The organism is Thioalkalivibrio sulfidiphilus (assembly GCF_000377945.1).
Classification (GTDB): Bacteria; Pseudomonadota; Gammaproteobacteria; order Ectothiorhodospirales; family Ectothiorhodospiraceae; genus Thioalkalivibrio_A; species Thioalkalivibrio_A sulfidiphilus_A.
The window spans coordinates 45,784-62,608 of sequence record NZ_KB898929.1 but is presented as its reverse complement, the minus strand read 5'-3'; the positions used below and the strand labels follow the sequence as shown (position 1 = coordinate 62,608).

The following is a 16,825-nucleotide window of genomic DNA, read 5'->3' as shown; positions in this document are numbered from 1 at the left end:
GGCGTGAGGCGTGAGGCGTGAGGCGTGAGGCGTGAGGCGTGAGGCGTCCAAAGTATAAGTCCCCTCCCATTCAGGGTGCGGGCCAGGGTGGGGGTGGTTTCACGCCTATCCCCTAACCCCTGCCCCCTCACAACCTCACTCCTCAACTGCTAGCGCTTTCTCTCCAACTGAGACACATCCCGCACCGCCCCCCGCGAGGCGGAGGTGGTCATGGCGGCGTAGGCCTTCAGGGCGTTGGAGACCGCGCGCTCGCGGCCGATCGGTTTCCAGGCATCGCTACCCTTGGCCTCCATGGCCCTGCGGCGCTCGGCCAGTACCTCGTCGGAGACCGCGACCTTGATGCTGCGGCCCGGGATGTCGATCTCAATCCGGTCGCCCTCTTCCACCAGGCCGATCGCGCCGCCCTCGGCCGCCTCCGGCGAGACATGGCCGATGGACAGACCGGAGGTGCCGCCGGAGAAGCGGCCGTCGGTGATCAGCGCGCAGGCCTTGCCCAGTCCCTTGGACTTGAGATAGCTGGTGGGATAGAGCATCTCCTGCATGCCCGGCCCGCCGCGCGGCCCCTCGTAACGGATGATGACCACGTCGCCGGGCTTGATCCGGTCACCCAGGATCGCCTCCACGGCCGCGTCCTGGCTTTCGAAGATGCGCGCGGGGCCGGCGAAGCGGAGGATGCTCTCGTCCACGCCCGCGGTCTTGACCACGCAGCCCTCGGGGGCGATGTTGCCGTAGAGCACGGCCAGGCCGCCGTCCCGGCTGTAGGCATGCTCGATGTCGCGGATGCAGCCGTTCTCCCGGTCCAGGTCAAGGCTCGGCCAGCGCTTTTCCTGGCTGAAGGCCTCGGTGGTGCGCACGTTGCCGGGGCCGGCGCGGAAGAAGGTCTTCACCGCCTCGTCGCCGGTACGCATCACGTCATAGGTCTCCAGGGCCTCGCCCAGGGTCCGGCTGTGCACGGTGGGCACGTCACGGTGCAGCAGGCCGCCGCGATCCAGTTCGCCCAGGATGCCCATCACGCCGCCGGCCCGGTGCACGTCTTCCATGTGGTACTTCTGGGTGGCCGGCGCCACCTTGCAGATGTTCGGCACCTTGCGCGACAGGCGGTCGATGTCGGCCATGGTGAAATCCACGCCCGCTTCCTGGGCCGCGGCCAGCAGGTGCAGCACGGTATTGGTGGAACCGCCCATGGCGATGTCCAGGCACATGGCGTTCTCGAAGGCCTCGAAGCTGGCGATGGAACGGGGCAGCACCGACGCATCGTCCTGCTCGTAGTAACGCTTGGCCAGCTCCACCGCCAGACGTCCGGCCCTGAGGAACAGCTCCCGGCGATCGGCGTGGGTGGCCAGGGTCGAGCCGTTGCCCGGCAGGGACAGGCCCAGGGCCTCGGTCAGGCAGTTCATGGAGTTGGCGGTGAACATGCCCGAGCAGGAGCCGCAGGTGGGGCAGGCCGATCGCTCCATCTCCATCACGTCCGCGTCGGACTCCTTGGGGTTGGCCGCGGAGACCATGGCGTCCACCAGGTCCAGGTGCACTTCCTTGCCGCCGATGATCGCCTTGCCGGATTCCATCGGGCCGCCGGAGACGAACACCGCGGGGATGTTCAAGCGCAGCGCGGCATTGAGCATCCCCGGGGTGATCTTGTCGCAGTTGGAGATGCACACCAGGGCATCGGCGCAGTGGGCGTTGACCATGTACTCCACCGCGTCGGCGATGATCTCCCGGGAGGGCAGGGAATAGAGCATGCCGCCGTGGCCCATGGCGATGCCGTCGTCCACGGCGATGGTGTTGAATTCCTTGGCCACGCCGCCGGCCTTCTCGATCTCCCGGGCCACCATCTGGCCCAGGTCCTTGAGGTGCACGTGGCCGGGCACGAACTGGGTGAAGGAGTTGGCGATGGCGATGATGGGCTTGTCGAAGTCGCCGTCCTTCATGCCCGTGGCGCGCCACAGGGCCCGGGCGCCGGCCATGTTGCGGCCATGGGTGGTGGTGCGGGAACGATACTGGGGCATGGGAGACTCCGGGTCTTGAATTCGGCTGCTGAGCCGCACATTTTACACCGGTAGGACACCGGGCCACACCATGCCCTCGCGCCTCGCGAGGAATCCCCCTAACATGGTCGACATAGGGCGCCCCGTGGGCGCAGCCTTAGCCATCGAGCTGGCGCCCACGGGGCGCCCTATGCGTACCCAGCCATCTACATGGGAGCAGAAGCCATGCAACTGACCATCGACGTGGAAAACATCAAGTGCGGCGGCTGCGCCGGCAGCATCAAAAAAGGCCTGTCCGAGGACCCGCGGGTGCAGTCCGTGGAGGTGGACGTGGCCGAGGGGCGGGTGAGCGTGGAGGCCGGCGAGGACATCCGCACCGAGCTGGTGGCCCGCCTGACCAAACTGGGCTACCCGGAGAAGGGCTCCGTGGAAGGGATGCAGGCACTGAAGGCCAAGGCCAAGTCCTTCGTGAGCTGCGCCGTGGGGCGCATGGGCGAGGACAAGTAGGCCGCCCCATGCAGACCTGCCTGCCCACCCGACTCGCCCGGCTCGCGGTCGCGCTGCTGGCCGTAGGCCTGCTCGCCAGCCTGGCGGGCGCGCGCCAGCCCCAGGGGTTGCCCCAGACCGGCTTGGCCGTCATCGAGCTTCGCATCGGCGAGCGGTCGCTGACCGCCGAGGTGGCGGACACGGAGGCCACCCGGCGCCACGGGCTCATGTTCCGCGAATCCCTGCCGGAGAACCACGGCATGCTGTTCGTCTGGGATGAACCGGCGCGCTATGCCATGTGGATGTTCAACACCCCCCTGCCCCTGTCGGTGGCCTTCATCGACGCCGAGGGACGCATCGCCAACATCGCCCACATGCAACCCCACAGCACCCGGGTGCACGAGGCCGTGCGCGAGGTGCGCTACGCGCTGGAAATGGAACAGGGCTGGTTCGAACGCCACAGTATCGGCGCCGGGGATCGCGTGCTGGGGTTGCCTTGAGGAAAATCTAACGCAAAGACGCGAAGGCGCAAAGGACGCAAAAAGTCCAATTATCGTGTGAGACCCGGCGCAAGCGCCGGGTGTTTTGATTTTTTTGATAAAGAAATCTTTGCGTCCTTTGCGCCTTCGCGTCTTTGCGTTGAACGCTTTTCAACCTGTCCAATTCACCGCTTGCGCTTACGATCCAAACGGCGCACGAAGTCTTCCAGGATGCGCTTGTAGAGTTCGTCCTTAAGCACCGCATCCTCCACGCCCGCGTCCAGGTTGGGGTTGTCGTTGACCTCGATCACCACCACGCCCTTCTGGGTCTGTTTCAGATCCACGCCGTACAGACCGTCGCCGATCAGATTGGCGGCGCGCAGGGCGGTCTTAACCACCTCGGGCGGTGCGTCCTCCACGGCCAGGGTGCGGAACCCGCCCTGGCGGGGGTTGCCTTTGGCCTGGTGGTTGACGATCTGCCAGTGCTTGCGGGACATGAAGTACTGGCACACGTAGATGGGCTGCTTGTTCATGATGCCCACCCGCCAGTCGAATTCCGTGTAGGCAAATTCCTGCGCCAGGATGAGATCCGAATCCTTGAACAGGTTCTTGCCGATACTCTCCAGCTCCTGGCGGTTGTCCGCCTTGAACACACCCCGGGAGAACGAGCCGTCGGGGATCTTCAGCACCACCGGATAACCGATGCTCTCTTCGGCGGCCAGCAGGTTGTCCTTGCTCAGGATCAGGGTGCGCGGCGTGGCCACCTTGTGGGCGGCCAGCAGCTCCGCCAGGTACACCTTGTTGGTGCACTTGAGGATGGAGTCCGGATCGTCGATCACCACCATGCCCTCGCTGTCGGCCTTGCGGGCGAAGCGGTAGGTGTAGTGGTCGATGCGCGTGGTCTCGCGGATGAACAGGGCGTCGTACTCCGCCAGGCGGGAGAAGTCCTTGCGGTCGATGAGATCCACTTCCAGGCCCAGGGTCTTGCCGACGCGCGCGAAGTTGGCGAGCGACGCGCGATTCGACGGCGGCAGTTCCTCGTCCGGGTTATGCAGGATGGCCAGGTCGTACTTGTAGCTGCGCGACCCCCTCGGCTTGCGCCAGGGACGCTTGAGATAGGACTCCAGGGCGGCGAAGAAATCCGTCTCCTGCTCCGGCGTCAGCGATTGCAGGGACAGGGGCTTCAGGGCATCGATGCGCCACTGCCCCGCCAGCTTGAACTCCACCTTGAAAAGCGGCGCGCGGAAGATGGAGAACAGCTGCTGGGCGATCTCCTGCATCTCCTTGGGCGCGCAATGCCCGAAGAACACGGTCATCTCGAAGGCGGTGGGCTGAAGGCCGGCGCGCTTGCGCCCCAGCACCCTGGCCACCTTCCGATCGATGTCCTCGGTGTCCAGGCTGTAGATGGCCTTGCGGGAGAGATCCTGCAGGGTGCGCACCGTGGGCACCACCTTGTGGTTGCGCGCCTCGGCCAGCAGGGAGCAGTAATAGCCCACGCTCAGGTAGCGGCTGCTGCGGCACAGGTTGATCACCCGCAACTGGCGGCCGCCGGTCTCCGGGGCCTTGGTGAGGTAATCCCGGGCCAGCATCACCGGGTATTCAGGGAAGTGGGGTTTCCAGTCCCCGGGCTGTTCGATCAGCAGAACATGGTCGGACATTGGCTGCTCTTTTATGCCTCGCGTCAGGGCAGTGTATCGGTCTTGGGATAGATCACCAGCACGGCCTTGAGCCCGGCCTTGCCATAGCGGGCCATACGCTCGAAATCGCGCTTTGGGATGGGCATGTTGATGGAGTCCATGGGTGTCTCCCCGGCCTCATAATCCACGAACGGGTCGTGCACGTATATGAAGTGATCATCAAAACCGGTCACCACCACCCAGTGGGGAAACTTCTCGCCGTAGATACGGTAGGAGCTGATGAGCACCACCGGAACGCCGCCGGCATCGAAGCGGGCGCGCAGGTCGTCCACGCTCAGGGAGCCATAGTGCACCGGGATGCCCAGGGTCTGGATCTCGTCCAGCATGTCCTCCTGGACCAGGCGCATGACCTCCTTCTTCTCCTCGCTGCGTACCGAGTCCAGCAGGGGCATGCGCGCGTCGTTGATCACCAGTTCCACGCCGAATCCCCGGTGCGCCGCCGACAGCGCCAGGCCATAGGGGCCGCAGCCGCCGTGGCCGGAGGTCATGAAGATGGTGGTGGCCTCGCGCCAGATGCGCAACTCCAGCTTGCGGTCCAGGTCCAGGTTCGGGTCCAGGGCCTTCATGGCCATCATCACCGAGGACGGTCCGCAGGTGAAATCCAGGGTCTGTTCGTAGTAGGGCACCCGCACCAGGTCGGGACTCAGATTGGGCGCCAGGGACTTTTCATAACGCCAGGCGTCCATGTGGTCTTCGTAATAGTCGCCGTACTCGCCGAAAGGTTCATAGCCCAGGCGGGTGAACAGGGCGATGGAGGCGGTGTTGTCCTTGCGGATCTCCAGGCGCAGATAGGCGCAGTCCCGGTCCCGGGCCTCGGCCTCGGCCGCCTCCACCAGGGCCTGGCCGATGCCCTGCCCCCGGGTGCTCTCGTCCACGGCGATGGAATACAGCCGCGCCATGGAGGTGCCCCGGCTGAACAGCAGCAGCACGTAGCCGTTGATCTCCCCGTTCTGCGCGTTGACCAGCACATGGGCATTGGCCTTGGTGAGCATGTAGCGGAACTGGCGCCTGGACAGACGGTCGGTCTGGAAACAGCGCTGTTCCAGGTCGACCAGGGCGGGGATGTCGGTGACTTCGGCGGGGCGGATCATTGAGGAAGTCTCTAGAGACAAGAGGCAAGATACAAGAGGCAAGATTCGCACGATTACACGGCTGGTTTTCTCTTGTATCTTGTATCTTGCCTCTTGTCTCTCGGCCACACCACCATGAAACAACTCCCCAGCCTCACCCACATGCTTACCCGGCTCATCGCCCAGCCGTCGGTGAGCAGCGTCTCCCCGGAATTCGACATGGGCAACCGGGCGCTCATCGACGAGCTGGCCGGCTGGTGCGAGGCGGCGGGCTTCGCCGTGGAGATCACCCCCATCGAGGGCCACCCGGACAAGGCCAACCTGGTGGCCACCCTGGGCCGTGGACCCGGCGGACTGGTGCTGGCCGGGCACACGGACACCGTGCCCTGCGACCCCGGACTCTGGCGCCAGGATCCCTTCAAGCTCACGGAGCGGGACGGACGCTTCTACGGTCTGGGCACCTCGGACATGAAGTGCTTCCTGGCCCTGGCCCTGGAGGCGGCCCGGGGCCTGGCCGCCGAGCAGTTCCACCAGCCCCTGGTGATCCTCGCCACCGCGGACGAGGAAAGCTCCATGGCCGGCGCCAAGGCCATCCGCGCCGCCGGCCGCCCCCTGGGGCGCCACGCCATCATCGGCGAGCCAACGGGCATGCGCCCGGTGCGCATGCACAAGGGCATCCTCATGGAGGCGGTGCGCATCACCGGGCGTTCCGGCCATTCCAGCGACCCCCGTCTCGGCAACAACGCCCTGGAAGGCATGCACAAGGCGATCGCCGAGATTCTTGCCTGGCGCCACGAACTGCAGCAGCGCTACAGCAACCCCCTGTTCAAGGTGGCCACGCCGACGCTCAACCTGGGCCACATCCACGGCGGCGACAACCCCAACCGCATCTGCGGCCACTGCGAACTGCACATCGACCTGCGCCCCCTACCGGGCATGGACCTGGACGAACTGCGCGATGCCCTGGAAACGCGGCTCGCGCGCACCCTGGCCGACACCGGCCTGGGGCTCGAGGTGTTCCGCCTGTTCGACGGCACGCCGGCCATGGAGACCCCGGCGGATGCGCCCATTGTGCGCGCCGCGGAGATGCTCACCGGCCACCCCGCCGGGGCGGTAGCCTTCGGCACCGAAGGACCCTACCTGCGCGACCTGGACATGGACGTGGTGGTGCTCGGGCCCGGCGACATCGAACAGGCCCATCAGCCCGACGAGTACCTGGCCCTGGACCGCATCCCGCCGACCCTGGACATGCTGCGTTCGCTGATCACCAGTTTCTGTCTCAAGCCGACACGCTGACGTGGCGCGTGGGCTTCCGGTATGCTCGAACATTGAGACAGGCACCCGGGTAATCCCTTGATGAAGAAGAACAACAGGCCCGAACTTTCCCAGATCAACTGGTTTCGCAACGCCGCCCCCTACATCAACGCCCACCGGGGGCGCACCTTCGTCATCGCCTTCGGCGGCGAGGCGGTGCAGGACGCGAGCTTTCCCCAGCTGATCCACGACATCGCCATGCTGCACAGCCTGGGCGTGCGCCTGGTCCTGGTGCACGGTGCGCGCCCGCAGATCGAGCAGCGCCTGCGCGCCCGGGGCCTGGAGTTCCGCTACGAGCATGGCCTGCGGGTCACCGACAGCGACGCCCTGGCCGTGGTCAAGGAAGCGGCCGGCTGCCTGCGGGTGGAGATCGAGGCCCTGCTGTCCATGGGGCTGTCCAACACCCCCATGAGCGGCGCGCGCATCCGCGTGGCCTCGGGCAACCACGTCATCGCCAAGCCCCTGGGCGTGCGCGACGGGGTGGACTACCAGCACACCGGCGAGGTGCGTCGCATCGATGCCGAGGGCATCCGCCGGCACCTGGAATCGGGGGAGCTGGCCCTGCTCTCGCCGCTGGGTTACTCGCCCACCGGCGAGGTGTTCAACCTGAGCGCCGAGGACGTGGCCACGGCCACCGCCATCGCCCTCAAGGCGGACAAGCTCATCTTCCTCACCGAGACCCAGACCCTGCGCGACGGACGCCGCCGGCCGGTGACCCAGCTCACCGCCGCCGAGGCCCAGGCGTGGCTGGACAAGCGCCGCAGCCTGGCGCCGGAGACCGCCCAGCACTTGAAGAGTGCCATCCACGCCTGCCGACAGGCGGTGGAGCGGGTACACCTGGTGGACCGGTCCCTGGATGGTGCCCTGCTGCTGGAGCTCTACACCCGGGACGGCGTGGGCACCCTGATCACCGGCGAGACCTACGAGCGCCTGCGCCGGGCCACCATCGACGACGTGGGCGGCATCCTGGAACTGATCCAGCCCCTGGAGGCAGAAGGCATGCTGGTGCGCCGTTCACGGGAACAGCTGGAACTGGAGATCGACCGTTTCTGCGTCATCGAGCGCGACGGCGTGGTGCTGGGCTGCGCGGCCCTGTATCCCTTCCCCGAGGAGGCGGTGGGGGAACTGGCCTGCGTGGCCATCCACCCGCAGTACCGTGCCGCGGGACGGGGAGATCGTCTGCTGGAGTTCGTGGAATCGGAGGCGAAAGCCCTGGGCATCGGCCGGTTGTTCGTACTCACCACCCGCACCGCCCACTGGTTCCGGGAACGGGGCTTCGAGCCCGGCGACATCAAGGCCCTGCCCCTGCGCAGACGGGAGCTTTACAACTATCAGCGCAATTCGAAGATATTCATCAAGGCGATAGGGGTGAAGCGGAAGGCGTGAGGCGCGGCAATCCGCCATGCCTGACAGAACAACAAACTACCTTTTAGCCACAGAGGTCACAGAGTCAAATCAAGACATGCATTAACGTAGGTCGGGCTTCAGCCCGACAGCGGTGCAACACGAAGCATTGGCTGTCGGGCTGAAGCCCGACCTACGCAAAGCACACGCCAATCGCTTTTTCTCTGTGACCTCTGTGTCCTCTGTGGCAAATCGCGTTTTGCCTTGCGCCTAGCGCCGCTCGTCCCGCTCGTGGCGCTCCTGGGCCTCGACGGTCAGGGTGGCAATAGGGCGGGCCTCAAGGCGCGCCAGGCCGATGGGCTCGCCGGTCTCATCACAGTAGCCGTAACTGCCGTCATCGATGCGCCGCAGGGCGGCGTCGATCTTGCCGATCAGCTTGCGGTAGCGGTCGCGGGTGCGCAGTTCCAGACTCGCGTCGCTCTCCCGGCTGGCCCGGTCGTTGGGATCCGGCTCGCGCCATTCCTCGTTGCGCAGGTTGCGGATGGTTTCCTCGGACTCGTCGAGCAGTTCATCACGCCACTGCAACAGCTTGCGCCGGAAATAGGCCAGCTGCATCGGGCTCATGTAGGGCTCGGACTCGGAGGGACGGTAGTCCTCGGGAAGATCTTCTTGCATGGGGGCCTAGCCTCCCTGGGGGGCCGTTGCAACGGCCCAAAAAGGACAGTATAGGCAGGTTATGCCGCACATCACAGGCCCGCGGACAGACGCCATCCACCCCTCTGTCATTGCAGTGCAGTCCCGCATCCGTATACTCTCGCGCCATTTCATCCAGACCGGTCAGGACAGACCATGAACCGATCCCGTCCACTCACGGTGGTGCAGATCACCGACCCGCACCTGGGCGCGCCCTCCGAAGGCATGTACGGGGTGGCCATCGACACCGGCGCGACCCTGGCCCGGGTGCTCGCGGACATCCGTGCCCGCTGCCCCCAGGCGGACCTCATGCTCGCCACCGGCGATCTGGCCGAACGCCCCGTGCCCGCCACCTACGCGCAATTGCGCAAGGTGCTGTCCGGCCTCCCCATGCCCGTGCACTGCCTGCCGGGCAACCACGATGAACCCCAGGTCATGGAAGAGGCACTCGCGGATGCACCGGGCATCGACTGTGCCCGGGTGATCACCCGGGAAGACTGGGTCGTGGTGATGCTGGACAGCACCATCCCGGGCCATGCCGGGGGCGCTCTCGATACCGACGAACTGGAATTCCTGGAAGAGACCCTGTCCCGCCACCCGGCCCGCAATGCGCTGATCTGCCTGCATCACCCGGTCGTGGCCGTGGGCAGCCGGTGGATGGATCGCATGAAACTGGCCGATGCCGAGGCCCTGTTCCAGATCACCGACCGCCACCCCCAGGTGCGCGGCCTGCTGTTCGGCCACATCCACCAGGACTTCGAGGCCGTGCGCAAGGGCGTGAGGCTCATCGGCACCCCCTCCACCTGCCTGCAGTTCCTGCCGGAAAGCGACGACTTCGCACTGGACGCCCTGCCCCCCGCCTGGCGGCACCTCACCCTGCACCCGGACGGCCGCATCGAGACGCAGGTGATCTACGTGGACGAACCGTCCAAGGCGATGCGCTCCGTATCGCGATGAAAAATCTAAAAGCAAACCGCAAAGGTCGCGAAGGGTTGCGCTAAGGTCGCAAGGGTTCTTTAGTTAAAAAGTGTTCCTTCGCGCTCTTTGCGCAGCCCTTTGCGCCCTTTGCGTTCCGGCTTTTGATCTTCAGCGATCGTTCGCCGGATCCGGCCCCACCATGCGCACCGGGAAGGGATCGGTGACACTGCCGGTGTACAGGGTCATGTGCGGGAACGGGATCTCGATGCCCTCGGCGTCGAAGGCCTTCTTGATCTCGATCTGCATGCTGTTGCGCAGGTCCAGGAAGTTCTCCCGCTTGGCCCAGACCGAGAACTGGATGTTCAGGGACGAATCGCCGAAGCCGTTGAAGATGAACAGCGGCTTGGGCTCGTCCAGGCACAAGGGATTCCTGTCCGCCACGTCCATGAGCACCTTGCGCACCCGCTCGATGTCCTCCTTGTAGGCCACCCCCACCTGCAGGTCGAAGCGGCGGATGGGGAAGCGGGTCAGCGTGGTCACCTCGCTCTTGATCAGGGTCTCGTTCGGGATGCGCACGAACAGGTTGTCGAAGGTGCGCAGCTTCACCGACAGCAGGTCCACGGACAGCACCTCGCCGGTGGTGTTGCCCACCTTGATCACGTCCCCGGCGCCGAAAGGCCGCTCGCCGATCAGGAACAGGCCGCTGATGAGATTGGAGGCCGAGGTCTGGGAGGCAAAGCCGATGGCGACCGAGAGCACGCCCGCCGCACCCAGCAGCACCGCCAGGTTGAAGCCCAGTTCGCGCAGGGCCGAGGCCGCGAACAGGCCCAGGATGAGATAGAAGGCCAGGCGCCGGAAGATCATGGCGTGGTGGGCCGTGAAGCGACGCAGCATGAGCCGCTGCACCAGGCGCGAGACCACCCGTGCCAGGACGAAGCCCACCAGCAGGAACAGGATGGCGCGCAGGGCACCCATCACCTGATCGCTGGCCAGATAGTTCAGAATCGTGTCGATCATCAATCGCTCCAAGGGAGCCATTCAAGATTCAAAATTCAAGATTCAAAGGGGAGACCAGCTGTTCTTGGCGCCTGCCGCAGCTTCAAGCTTTGAATTTTGAATCTTGAATCTTGAATCGCCGTTAACCAAATAGATCCGTAAACGCCCGCACCAGCCCACCGCGTCCTGGCTCCGTCCGCGGCCCGCTCAGCCGTTCTGCCCGGGGCGCATGGCCGGGCACACCTGGCACCACCCGCAGGGCCGCCATGTCGCTGTCCGCTGAACGGGTCAAGTGCACCTCCTCGGTCCACAGGCCCTTGTCGGTATCTCCATAGACCGACAGCAGCGGCACCGGCAGGTTGAGCTTCTCGATGGGCAGCAGTGTGCTGGCCTCATTGCGCACCTTCACCGGCGTGATCGCCCGGTGCGGACGGCGCGGCACCTGTTCCAGGTGATTGCGCGCATGGGTGCGTGCCGCGTAGCAGAGCTCTCCCTCCCGGGTGGAGGGGCCGAACCAGGTGTCGGAGAGCTGGGATACGAGTATCTCGCGCAGGCTGCGCGCCGGATCACCAAGATCCAGGGAGATCCACACGGGTGAGCTCAGGTAAAGGGTGGCCTCCTCGCCAGGGGGCACAAACACCGACTGGCGCGCGCGGATGACCACGGAGCGGTCAGCAAGCATGGGGCGCAAGCGCAGGGACGCGGGACTGTTGCCGAACACGAAGCGCTCGGCGTCTTCCTCGCCAGGCATGTTGGTGAGCCGCTCCACCAGCGCCTCGGAGGGCTGCGTCTCGTCGGCCGGCACGCGTGCGGTCCAGAGACGCCAGGAGTTACGGCTGCGAAACAGCTGCAGCGTCAGGGGTCCGATGACATAGCGCAGCCCCTCCCCCACCGGCACCTCACGGCGATCCCACCAGACCTCGGATTGCGACTTGTCGTTCACATCCTCTCCTCTTCTATTACCATCGTCCCTTGCATCAACACTAGATCAGGCCGTCGCAGTCCTGCACCGGCTTGACCGGTCGGCTGGTGTTGATGAGCAGCACCACCGAACGGCCCTGCAGGGGATAGTATTCGTGACTGTGAAAATTGCGCCGGTCCGCGCGTTCCCCATCCTCGAAATGGGTATCCACCAGCACCGCCCAGCGGGTCCGGGCTGGCTCGGCCGGAAGACGGAAGTCGATGGGCGCGTGATGGGCGTTGAACAGCAGGATCAGGTCCGAGTCCTGGATCCTGCGCCCGTACTCGTCATATTCCTCAAAGGCATCGCCGGCCACGAACATGCCCAGCACCCGCCCGAAGGGCTGATGCCAGTCCACGTCGGTCATCTCCTCGCCATCGGGACGCAACCAGGTGAGATCCTTCAGGTGCCCGCCATTGACGTGGTGTCCCCGGAAGAACTGGCGACGGCGCAGCGCCGGGTGCTCACGGCGCAGGCGGATGAGCCGGCGCACGAAACTCAGCAGCGTTCTGCGCTCGCTGTCCAGTTCCCAGTCGAGCCAGCTCAGCGCGTTGTCCTGGCAATAGGCGTTATTGTTTCCCTGCTGAGTCCGCCCGCGTTCGTCGCCCGCCGTGAGCATGGGAATGCCCTGGGACAGGAACAGGGTGGCCAGCAGGTTGCGTTTCTGGCGCGCGCGCAAAGCGCGGATATGGCCGTTGGTCGTAGGACCTTCCTCGCCACAGTTCCAGGACAGGTTGTGAGCCTCGCCATCGCGGTTGCCCTCGCCGTTGGCCTCGTTGTGCTTGTGGTTGTAGCTGACCAGGTCCTCGAGGGTGAAGCCGTCGTGACAGGTGATGAAATTGATACTGGCGTAGGGACGGCGTCCACTGGATTCGTAGAGATCCGAGGACCCGGTCAGCCGGTAGGCCATGTCCGCCATCATGGCCTCGTCGCCCCTCCAGTAGGCGCGCGCGGAATCCCGGTAGCGACCGTTCCACTCGGTCCAACCCACCGGGAAATTGCCCACCTGGTAACCGCCTTCGCCCAGGTCCCAGGGTTCGGCGATGAGCTTCACCTGGGAGAGCACCGGGTCCTGGTGAATGATGTCAAAGAAGGCGCCCAGGCGGTCCACCGCGTGCAGCTCGCGGGCCAGCGCCGAGGCGAGATCGAAGCGGAAGCCGTCCACGTGCATCTCCTGCACCCAGTAGCGCAGGGAATCCATGATCAGCTGCAACACCCGCGGATGACGCATGTTCAGCGTATTTCCGCAGCCGGTGTAGTCCATGTAGAAACGCCGGTCCTCGTTGACCAGGCGATAGTAGGCACTGTTGTCGATGCCCCGGAAACAGAAGGTCGGTCCCAGCTGATTGCCTTCGGCGGTGTGGTTATAGACCACGTCCAGTATCACCTCGATGCCGGCGCTGTGCAGGGTCTTGACCATGGTCTTGAATTCATCGACCTCACCCGAGGCGCTGTAGCGCAGGTCCGGTGCGAAGTAGCCGATGGAGTTATAGCCCCAGTAGTTGCGCAGTCCCTGGGCCACCAGGTTGCGGTCATCGACGAAGGCGTGCACCGGCATCAGCTCCACCGCGGTGACGCCCAGGCGCTTGAGATAGCTGATCACCGGCGCGGTGGCGAGGCCCGCATAGGTGCCGCGCAGGGTCGGCGGCACCAGCTCGTTGAGCGCTGTGAACCCTTTGACATGCAGTTCGTAGATCACCGTATCGTGCCAGGGCACCTTCGGATGGCGATCGTCGCCCCAGGTGAAGGCGGTGTCGATCACCTGGCAGCGGGGCATGCCCGGGGCTGAATCGCGGCGGTCCATCTGCAGGTCTTCCCTGGGCGCACCGATGCGGTAGCCGAACAGGGCGTCGCTCCAGCGCACCTGTCCCACCAACTGCTTCGCATAGGGATCCAGCAACAGCTTGTGATGGTTGAAGCGATGGCCCTGGGACGGATCGTAGGGTCCGTAGACGCGGTAACCGTAGAGCTGCCCCGGGCGGATCTCGGGCAGATAGGCATGAAACACCTGGTCGGTCTGCCAGCGCAGTTCGATGCGCTGCACCTCGCGCTTGCCCCGGGGATCGAACAGGCACAACTCCACCCGTTCCGCGTGCTCGGAAAACAGCGCGAAGTTCACGCCCTCGCCGTCCCAGGTGGCACCCAGGGGATAGGGACTGCCAGGCCAGACGGCCAACCCGGTCCGGCTCATGGGTGGGCCTCACGAAGACAGGTGATGGGTGGCGACACGGATGCTCCGGGATCGGTGCAGGACGGCCGACGCGTGTGATTCACTGTCCACGCGCAGGCCCGGGAAGATGAACTAACCCGAATGTTTCATGAATTGCGCGCGCCCTCGCTTGTCTCTTGTCCGCACAGGGGATTTTCCTCAGTCGGCCGTATAGCCCTATACGGCGCTCCCTCGGAAAATCCCCTGTGCGGCCAATATCCTGCGCGATCATCGCGCGAATTCATGAAACATTCGGGCTAAGAGTATAGAAGCCGGCTTCTTGACCTTGCAATCTTGGATGGCTGCGCAGGACGCACAGGCGACAGCGGCACGGGAATGCTGCACAATTTCGGATCGCCCGTCTCTTCCCAGGCCCTCACACACCCCATGAGCGACACCACGGACACGGATCCGCGACGCGACGCCCTCAACGCCTGGCTCTCCGGCGTGCTCGGCCCCGGCGTGCGCGCAACCCGCCCCCTGTCCGCCGATGCGAGCTTCCGTCGCTACTTCCGCGTGGGCGACGCCAGGCACAGCTGGATCGTCATGGACGCGCCCCCGGAACGGGAGCACCCCGCCGCCTTCGTGCACATCGCCGGCTGTCTCGAGCAGCTGGGCCTGAGCGTGCCCCGGGTGCTCGGCGCCGACACCGGGGCCGGCTTCCTGCTGCTGGAGGACCTGGGGGATCGCACCTTCACCCGGGCACTGGCCGCTGGCGACGACGAAGCCGCCCTCTACACCCTGGCCACGGATACCCTGGCCGCCCTGCACACCCGCTGGTGGGCCGATCACACCCTGGAACCGCCACCGGTGTACGGCGAGGAGGAACTGCTGCGCGAGGCGCGCCTCCTGATCGAGTGGTACTGGCCCGAGGTGTTTGGCACCCCGTGCCCCGAGGACGTCAGTCGCGCCTTCGAAGACACCTGGCGCGCGGTGCTGCCCGCAGCCACCCGGACCCTGATGCCGGTGCTGGTGCTGCGCGATTTCCACGTGGACAACCTGATGGTCCTGAAGGACCGCGAAGGCATCGCCGCCTGCGGCCTGCTGGATTTCCAGGATGCCCTGCTGGGATCGCCGGCCTATGACCTGGTCTCCCTGCTGCGCGATGCGCGCCGCGATGTGCCCGCCGAGCTGGCCAGCCGGATGCGCGAGCGCTATCTGGCGGCCCACCCGGAACTGGATCGCGCAGAGTTTGAATCCGCGTACTGGGTGCTGGGCGCTCAGCGCACCACCAAGATCATCGGCATCTTCACCCGACTGTGGCGCCGTGATGCCAAGCCCGTCTACCTGCGCCACCTGCCCCGGCTCTGGCGCCTGCTGGAAGAGGAGCTGGCGCAGCCGGCACTGGCCCCGGTGCGCGCCTGGTTCGAGCACTACCTGCCAGCCGCACAACGGCGCGAACTGCGAGGCTGAGACATGCACGCCATGATCCTGGCCGCAGGTCGCGGCGAACGCATGCGCCCGCTCACCGACCACACCCCCAAGCCCCTGCTCATGGCGGGTGGCCGGGCGCTCATCGAGCACCACCTGCTGCGCCTGGCGCAGGCGGGCTACCACGACATCGTCATCAACCTGGCGCACCTGGGCGAGCAGATCCAGGCGCACCTGGGAGACGGCTCGCGCTTCGGACTGCGCATCCGCTACTCACCGGAAGGCGAGGCCCTGGAGACCGGCGGCGGCATTCGCCGCGCACTGCCGCTGCTGGGCAATGAGGCCTTCCTGGTGGTCAACGGCGATGTCTGGTGCGATCACCCCCTGACACCCCCGCGCCTTGCCGAGCAGGATCTGGCGCACCTGGTCCTGGTGGACAACCCGGGGCATCACCCGAACGGTGACTTCGCACTGACACATGGACGGGTGCACAGCGAGGGCGCACCGAGACTCACCTTCAGCGGCATCGGCTGGTACCGGCCTGAACTCTTCGCAGACCACGCCGAGGGACGCTTCCCCCTCGCCCCCCTGCTGCGCGCCGCCATGGCCGGGGACCGCGTCAGCGGCGAACATCACCGCGGCCGCTGGCTGGACGTGGGCACACCGGAAAGACTCGCGCAGCTCGATGCCTGGCTTGTTGCCGGAGACGAGTCAGACGTGAAGGGATAGACGGCAACCCTGACGCTTAACTCCTCACACCTCACACCTCTCGCCCGCCCCCTCACGCATAAAAAAGCCCGGGACATGCCCGGGCTCAATCCTGTTACAGGAGGAATCCGCGATTCGTGATCAGGGCTTGATGTAGGTGTAACCCTGGGCCTGCAGGTAGGACAGGTGGGCCACGCCGCTGGGGACCACGTCGGCGGGCTTGGCGTCGTACAGATCATTGGCCAGGTCCAGCTTGCGACCCACGATGGTGTTGTTGCAGATCTGGAACTCCACGTTCTGCATCTTCAGGTTGTCCACGCTGGCGCGCAGATCGGCATTTTCCTTGGCGTTGATCAGCAGGTTCAGGCCGGCACCGTGCATGACCACCTTGATGTCCATGTTCTCGGCGCCCACGGCATTGATGTGGTTCTGGATGTTGCGCATGGCCAGCTGGTTCTGCTGGGGATCACCGCCGTTGATGTGGTAAACCACCTTCTGCTTGCCGTAATCCACGGCCAGGGCGGTGCCGGGCAGGACCATCATCAGGGCGGCCAGGGCCATCAGGGATACAAGAATCTTTTTCATGACTGCTCC

General features: G+C 65.5%; 15 protein-coding genes. 7 read left to right on the top strand and 8 right to left on the bottom strand.

Annotated features, from left to right (window positions below; all coding sequences use genetic code 11):
* Positions 1 to 149: 149 nt before the first annotated feature.
* Complete coding sequence (gene ilvD / locus D580_RS0105130) at positions 150 to 2,006, bottom strand: dihydroxy-acid dehydratase (protein ID WP_018953359.1); 1,857 nt, start codon at positions 2,004 to 2,006, stop codon at positions 150 to 152.
* A gap of 210 nt (positions 2,007 to 2,216) precedes the next feature.
* Between ilvD and D580_RS0105125 the strand changes: the two genes are divergently transcribed.
* Entirely contained in the window at positions 2,217 to 2,492 is a 276-nt protein-coding gene (locus D580_RS0105125; protein WP_026289725.1) for a heavy-metal-associated domain-containing protein, read from the top strand.
* Positions 2,493 to 2,500: 8 nt separating this feature from the next.
* On the top strand, positions 2,501 to 2,971 hold the full coding sequence (locus tag D580_RS0105120; protein WP_018953357.1) for a DUF192 domain-containing protein: 471 nt from the start codon (positions 2,501 to 2,503) through the stop codon (positions 2,969 to 2,971).
* 164 nt (positions 2,972 to 3,135) lie between these two features.
* Here the strand turns inward: D580_RS0105120 and D580_RS0105115 are convergent, their stop codons facing one another.
* The gene (locus D580_RS0105115; RefSeq protein ID WP_018953356.1) at positions 3,136 to 4,608 is read right to left on the bottom strand and encodes a RimK family protein; all 1,473 of its coding nucleotides are present in this window, start codon (positions 4,606 to 4,608) and stop codon (positions 3,136 to 3,138) included.
* A gap of 23 nt (positions 4,609 to 4,631) precedes the next feature.
* On the bottom strand, positions 4,632 to 5,738 hold the full coding sequence (locus D580_RS0105110) for a GNAT family N-acetyltransferase/peptidase C39 family protein (RefSeq protein ID WP_018953355.1): 1,107 nt from the start codon (positions 5,736 to 5,738) through the stop codon (positions 4,632 to 4,634).
* A gap of 114 nt (positions 5,739 to 5,852) precedes the next feature.
* On the opposite strand from D580_RS0105110, the gene argE reads away from it, so the two are divergent.
* A complete protein-coding gene (argE, locus tag D580_RS0105105; protein ID WP_026289724.1) occupies positions 5,853 to 7,013 on the top strand; it encodes an acetylornithine deacetylase in 1,161 nt (386 codons plus the stop codon).
* Positions 7,014 to 7,073: 60 nt separating this feature from the next.
* Entirely contained in the window at positions 7,074 to 8,417 is a 1,344-nt protein-coding gene (gene argA / locus D580_RS0105100; RefSeq protein ID WP_018953353.1) for an amino-acid N-acetyltransferase, read from the top strand.
* A gap of 228 nt (positions 8,418 to 8,645) precedes the next feature.
* Here the strand turns inward: argA and dksA are convergent, their stop codons facing one another.
* The gene (dksA, locus tag D580_RS0105095; protein WP_018953352.1) at positions 8,646 to 9,050 is read right to left on the bottom strand and encodes an RNA polymerase-binding protein DksA; all 405 of its coding nucleotides are present in this window, start codon (positions 9,048 to 9,050) and stop codon (positions 8,646 to 8,648) included.
* Positions 9,051 to 9,224: 174 nt separating this feature from the next.
* Between dksA and cpdA the strand changes: the two genes are divergently transcribed.
* The gene (gene cpdA / locus D580_RS0105090) at positions 9,225 to 10,025 is read left to right on the top strand and encodes a 3',5'-cyclic-AMP phosphodiesterase (protein ID WP_018953351.1); all 801 of its coding nucleotides are present in this window, start codon (positions 9,225 to 9,227) and stop codon (positions 10,023 to 10,025) included.
* Positions 10,026 to 10,154: 129 nt separating this feature from the next.
* On the opposite strand, the gene D580_RS0105085 is transcribed toward cpdA, so the two are convergent.
* The 3 genes from D580_RS0105085 to glgX form a co-directional block, all read right to left on the bottom strand.
* Positions 10,155 to 11,003: a mechanosensitive ion channel family protein gene (locus D580_RS0105085; RefSeq protein ID WP_018953350.1), complete on the bottom strand. Its 849-nt coding sequence runs from the start codon at positions 11,001 to 11,003 to the stop codon at positions 10,155 to 10,157.
* 121 nt (positions 11,004 to 11,124) lie between these two features.
* Complete coding sequence (locus D580_RS0105080) at positions 11,125 to 11,925, bottom strand: hypothetical protein (protein WP_018953349.1); 801 nt, start codon at positions 11,923 to 11,925, stop codon at positions 11,125 to 11,127.
* A gap of 40 nt (positions 11,926 to 11,965) precedes the next feature.
* Positions 11,966 to 14,134: a glycogen debranching protein GlgX gene (gene glgX, locus D580_RS0105075; protein WP_018953348.1), complete on the bottom strand. Its 2,169-nt coding sequence runs from the start codon at positions 14,132 to 14,134 to the stop codon at positions 11,966 to 11,968.
* A gap of 405 nt (positions 14,135 to 14,539) precedes the next feature.
* Here glgX and D580_RS0105070 point away from each other — a divergent pair, with 405 nt between their 5' ends.
* Together D580_RS0105070 and murU are read left to right on the top strand one after the other, a co-directional pair.
* A complete protein-coding gene (locus D580_RS0105070; RefSeq protein WP_231363496.1) occupies positions 14,540 to 15,565 on the top strand; it encodes an aminoglycoside phosphotransferase family protein in 1,026 nt (341 codons plus the stop codon).
* Between the two features lie 3 nt (positions 15,566 to 15,568).
* A complete protein-coding gene (murU, locus tag D580_RS0105065) occupies positions 15,569 to 16,252 on the top strand; it encodes an N-acetylmuramate alpha-1-phosphate uridylyltransferase MurU (protein WP_018953346.1) in 684 nt (227 codons plus the stop codon).
* Positions 16,253 to 16,372: 120 nt separating this feature from the next.
* Here murU and D580_RS0105060 read toward each other — a convergent pair whose 3' ends face one another.
* Positions 16,373 to 16,816, bottom strand: a complete 444-nt coding sequence (locus tag D580_RS0105060; RefSeq protein WP_026289723.1) for a DsrE family protein — start codon at positions 16,814 to 16,816, stop codon at positions 16,373 to 16,375.
* Positions 16,817 to 16,825: the final 9 nt, after the last annotated feature.

Coding starts and splice junctions, on each gene's coding strand:
- ilvD (WP_018953359.1), bottom strand. CDS start 2,006: ATGCCCCAGTATCGTTCCCGCACCACCACCCATGGCCGCAACATGGCC.
- D580_RS0105120 (WP_018953357.1), top strand. CDS start 2,501: ATGCAGACCTGCCTGCCCACCCGACTCGCCCGGCTCGCGGTCGCGCTG.
- D580_RS0105115 (WP_018953356.1), bottom strand. CDS start 4,608: ATGTCCGACCATGTTCTGCTGATCGAACAGCCCGGGGACTGGAAACCC.
- D580_RS0105110 (WP_018953355.1), bottom strand. CDS start 5,738: ATGATCCGCCCCGCCGAAGTCACCGACATCCCCGCCCTGGTCGACCTG.
- argE (WP_026289724.1), top strand. CDS start 5,853: ATGAAACAACTCCCCAGCCTCACCCACATGCTTACCCGGCTCATCGCC.
- argA (WP_018953353.1), top strand. CDS start 7,074: ATGAAGAAGAACAACAGGCCCGAACTTTCCCAGATCAACTGGTTTCGC.
- dksA (WP_018953352.1), bottom strand. CDS start 9,050: ATGCAAGAAGATCTTCCCGAGGACTACCGTCCCTCCGAGTCCGAGCCC.
- cpdA (WP_018953351.1), top strand. CDS start 9,225: ATGAACCGATCCCGTCCACTCACGGTGGTGCAGATCACCGACCCGCAC.
- D580_RS0105085 (WP_018953350.1), bottom strand. CDS start 11,003: ATGATCGACACGATTCTGAACTATCTGGCCAGCGATCAGGTGATGGGT.
- glgX (WP_018953348.1), bottom strand. CDS start 14,134: ATGAGCCGGACCGGGTTGGCCGTCTGGCCTGGCAGTCCCTATCCCCTG.
- D580_RS0105070 (WP_231363496.1), top strand. CDS start 14,540: ATGAGCGACACCACGGACACGGATCCGCGACGCGACGCCCTCAACGCC.
- murU (WP_018953346.1), top strand. CDS start 15,569: ATGCACGCCATGATCCTGGCCGCAGGTCGCGGCGAACGCATGCGCCCG.
- D580_RS0105060 (WP_026289723.1), bottom strand. CDS start 16,816: ATGAAAAAGATTCTTGTATCCCTGATGGCCCTGGCCGCCCTGATGATG.